3 protein-coding genes are annotated in these 4,242 nt (G+C 65.4%); all 3 read left to right on the forward strand.

Annotation, left to right across the window (positions count from 1 at the left end):
- Positions 1 to 352 precede the first annotated feature (352 nt).
- From VW23_RS19605 to glpK, 3 genes are read left to right on the forward strand one after another with little or no spacing between them, the layout of a single operon-like run.
- Positions 353 to 1,135: a DeoR/GlpR family DNA-binding transcription regulator gene (locus VW23_RS19605; protein WP_280138993.1), complete on the forward strand. Its 783-nt coding sequence runs from the start codon at positions 353 to 355 to the stop codon at positions 1,133 to 1,135.
- Positions 1,132 to 2,652: a glycerol-3-phosphate dehydrogenase gene (gene glpD / locus VW23_RS19610; protein ID WP_069911226.1), complete on the forward strand. Its 1,521-nt coding sequence runs from the start codon at positions 1,132 to 1,134 to the stop codon at positions 2,650 to 2,652. The genes VW23_RS19605 and glpD overlap by 4 nt, the downstream gene beginning before the upstream one ends.
- Positions 2,649 to 4,139: a glycerol kinase GlpK gene (glpK, locus tag VW23_RS19615; protein WP_069911227.1), complete on the forward strand. Its 1,491-nt coding sequence runs from the start codon at positions 2,649 to 2,651 to the stop codon at positions 4,137 to 4,139. The genes glpD and glpK overlap by 4 nt, the downstream gene beginning before the upstream one ends.
- Positions 4,140 to 4,242 lie beyond the last annotated feature (103 nt).

Raw genomic sequence — 4,242 nt, forward strand, 5'->3', positions numbered from 1 at the left:
GTGTTTCCTGAGGCAAGGGAGGGGCGCGGGGGTCAATGGTAGGGAGGGCTAACTGATAGAGCCGGCCCCCTCCCTCGCCATTCGAGCGTAGCTCTCATGGCCTTCTTCCCTCAAATCGCTCCACTGGAGCGATTTGCCCTTCGGGACGGCTCGAAGTCCCCCATGAAGGGGGAGGTGAAGAGTCGGGGCCGTGGCTGGATCGTGCCGAACACTGGATGCGGCACCTCCCCCTTCATGGGGGAGGATGGGAGGGGGCCGTCTGCTTCGGCTCAATAACGAAACTAATTCGAACATTTCGCTATCGAAACGAACCTAGCCCGCGTATAGATGAACCCACACTCAGGGGGACGGATTGGACGCGCTGACGCAGCGGCAGGATGACATCATGGCGCTGGCCCGGCAGCACGGGCGGGTGGATGTCGACTCCCTGGCGCTGCAGTTCGCAGTGACGCCGCAGACCATCCGCAAGGACCTCAACGAGCTCTGCGACCGCAAGCTCCTCAACCGCCTGCATGGCGGTGCGGCCTACCCTTCAGGCGTTTCGAACTATGCCTATGAAGCGCGGCGGATGCTGGCGGCGGAGAGCAAGCGCCGGATCGGGCTTGCCGCCGCGGCGATGATCCCTGACGAGTCCTCGCTGATCCTCAATATCGGCACCACCACCGAGCAGGTGGCGATGGCGCTGCGCCGTCACACCGGCTTGATGGTGGTGACCAACAACATCAACGCCGCCAACATCCTGCGCGAGGTGCCGAGCGCCGAAGTGGTGATCGCGGGCGGCGTGGTGCGGCATGCCGATGGCGGCGTGGTGGGCGAGGCGGCAGTGGATTTCATCCGGCAGTTCCGGGTCGATTATGCGGTGATCGGCGCCTCGGCGATCGATGCCGACGGCACGCTGCTGGATTTCGATTTCCGCGAAGTGAAGGTCGCGCAGGCGATCATCGAAACAGCGCGGAAAACCATCCTGGTCGCCGACGCGATGAAGTTCGAGCGCACCGCGCCGGTGCGCATCGGTCACCTCGAGCAGATCGACGTGTTCGTCACCGATCAAGCCCCCTCCCCTGCCATCGCCGCGATCTGCGCGGCATCAGGCGTCGAACTCCATATTGCCAGCGAAGGACCAGCCCCCAGATGAGCGACGCACAAGAGCCGTTCGATGTGTTCGTCATCGGCGGCGGGGTGAACGGCACCGGCATCGCCCGCGACGCCATGGGGCGCGGACACACCGTGATGCTGGCTGAGATGCATGACCTCGCTTCGGGCACTTCGTCAGCGGCGACCAAGCTGGTGCATGGGGGCCTGCGCTATCTCGAGCACTACGAGTTCCGGCTGGTGCACGAGTCGCTGGCCGAGCGTGAAGTGCTGTGGGCCTCGGCGCCGCACATCATCTGGCCGCTGCGGTTCGTGTTGCCCTACGAGAAGAACCTCAGGCCGGCCTGGCTGCTGCGCCTCGGCCTCTTTGTCTACGACCACCTGGGCGGGCGAAAACTGCTACCGGGGACCAAGACGCTGGACCTCAGCACGGACCCCGCCGGGCGGCCGCTGAAGCCCGGACACAAGGTGGCATTCGAGTATTCCGACGGCTGGGTGGACGATGCCCGGCTGGTGGCGCTCAACGCCCGCGACGCGGCGGACAAGGGCGCCCGGGTGGTGACGCAGACCAAGGTGACCGCGGCGCGCCGTGAGGGTGGGCTGTGGCGGATCGAATTGCAGGGACCGCACGGGACCGAGACCGTGTCGGCTCGGCTGCTGGTGAATGCCGGCGGGCCGTGGGTCGACCAGGTGATCCGCGAGACGGTCGGTCGCAACGAGGCGCACCATGTTCGGCTGGTCAAAGGCAGCCATATCGTGGTGAAGAAGCTCTTCGATCATGACCGCTGCTACTTCTTCCAGAACGCCGACGGCCGCATCTTCTTCGCCATTCCGTATGAAGGCGACTACACGCTGATCGGCACCACTGACCAGGACTTCGAGGGCGACCCGACCGGGGTCAAGATCAGCGACGCGGAGACCGACTATCTCTGTGCCGCGGCGAGCGAGTATTTCATCAAGCCGGTGACGCGCGACGAGATCGTCTGGACCTATGCCGGGGTGCGGCCGCTGTTCGACGACGGCGCCAGCGCGGCGCAGGAGGCGACGCGCGATTATGTGTTGAAGACCGAAGGCGAGGCCGGCAACGGGCCGCTGATCAACGTCTTCGGCGGCAAGCTGACCACGCATCGACGGCTCAGCGAGCAGGTGGTCGACAAGATCGACGGGCTGATTGGCAGGAAGGGACCGCGCTGGACCAAGAGCGCACACCTGCCGGGCGGCAACTTTCCGCCCACCGCGTTCGATGCCGAGGTGCGCAAGCTCGCGGCGAAAAAGCAGAACCTCGATCCCGCCTTCATCCGCCGGCTGGTGCGGGCCTATGGCACACTGGCCGCCGATGTGCTGGGTGAGGCACAGACCCCGGCCGAGCTCGGGGAGCATTTCGGCACGACGCTTTATGCGCGCGAAGTCGACTACCTGATGGATCTGGAATGGGCGCGGACCGCTGACGACGTGCTATGGCGTCGCTCGAAGCAAGGCCTGAAATTCAAAGCAAACGAGAAGGCGGCACTGGCCAGGTACATGGCCGAACGCCTCACTGAGATGGGGAAGAGACAATGAGCGGCAACATCCTCGCGATCGACCAGGGCACCACGTCGAGCCGGGCGATCGTCTTCGACGAGCACCAGAAGATTGCCGGGCTGGGCAAGATGGAGTTCACCCAGCATTTCCCAAGGGATGGCTGGGTCGAGCATGTGCCCGAGGAGATCTGGGCGACGGCACTGTGGAGCGCCAAGACCGCGATCAAGAAGGCCGGGGTCAAGGCCAGCGAGATCGCCGCGATCGGTATCACCAACCAGCGCGAAACGACGATCGTCTGGGATCGGCAGACCGGCAAGGCGATTTACAACGCCATCGTCTGGCAGGACCGGCGCACCACCAAACTCTGCGAGAAGCTGAAAAAGGCCGGGCACGAGAAGCTGGTGAGCAAGAAGACGGGGCTTCTGCTCGACCCCTATTTCACCGCCACCAAGCTCGCCTGGATCCTCGACAACGTGCCGGGTGCGCGGAAGCGCGCCGAGAAGGGCGAGCTCGCCTTCGGCACCGTCGACAGCTACCTGATCTGGCGGCTGACCGGCGGCAAGAGTCACGCCACCGACATCACCAATGCCTGCCGCACGCTGCTGCTCAACATCAAGACCGGCGAGTGGGACGACGAGCTGCTGAAACTGTTCCGCATCCCGCGCGCCATGCTGCCCGAGGTGAAGGACAATGCCGATGATTTCGGCATGACCGACCCCGAGATCTTCGGCGTGGCGCTGCCGATCTATGGCGCGGCCGGCGACCAGCAGGCGGCGACCATCGGGCAGGCCTGCTTCAATCCGGGCATGCTGAAATCGACCTACGGCACGGGGTGCTTTGCGCTGCTAAACACCGGCACCGACATGGTGCGCTCGAAGAATCGGCTCTTGACCACCGTCGCCTACCGGCTCAACGGCGAGACCACCTATGCACTCGAGGGCGCCATCTTCATCGCCGGTGCGTCGGTGCAGTGGATGCGCGACATGCTGAAAATCATCGAAAAGAGCAGCGATGCCGGGGTGCTGGCGGCCAAGGCCGACCCGACACAGAACGTCTACCTGGTGCCGGCCTTCGTCGGGCTGGGCGCGCCATGGTGGGATTCGGCGGCGCGCGGCTCGCTCACCGGGCTGACCCGCAATACCGGGCCGGCTGAGCTGGCGCGGGCGGCGCTCGAGTCGGTCAGCTACCAGACGCGCGACCTGATCGACGCCATGCGCAAGGACTGGAAGGGTGCGCACGACACGGTGCTGCGGGTCGATGGCGGCATGGTCGCTTCGGATTTCACCATGCAGTTCCTCGCCGACATGCTGAACACCCCGGTCGACCGGCCGACCATCCTCGAGACCACGGCGCTCGGCGCCGCCTGGCTCGCCGGCTGGAAGGCAGGGGTGTGGCCGGACCAGAAGGGCTTTGCCGAGCGCTGGGCCCTCGACCGGCAGTTCACGCCGCGGATGGACGAGGACGAGCGGACACGAAAGCTGAAGGGTTGGCGCGACGCGGTGCGGCGGACGTTGAGCAGCTCGTAGCTCCAGCCGACCGATAGATTGATGCAAGAAGAGTGCCCCCTCCCCTGTCCCCTCCCCGCAAGGGGGAGGGAGACGCTCACACCAGCGCCGGTGTCTGTGGAGC

It is taken from the genome of Devosia insulae DS-56 (assembly GCF_000970465.2).
GTDB lineage: Bacteria > Pseudomonadota > Alphaproteobacteria > Rhizobiales > Devosiaceae > Devosia_A > Devosia_A insulae.

What these genes read in the sequence shown, in the direction of transcription:
- glpK (WP_069911227.1), top strand. Translation starts at nt 2,649, where the DNA reads ATGAGCGGCAACATCCTCGCGATCGACCAGGGCACCACGTCGAGCCGG.
- glpD (WP_069911226.1), top strand. Translation starts at nt 1,132, where the DNA reads ATGAGCGACGCACAAGAGCCGTTCGATGTGTTCGTCATCGGCGGCGGG.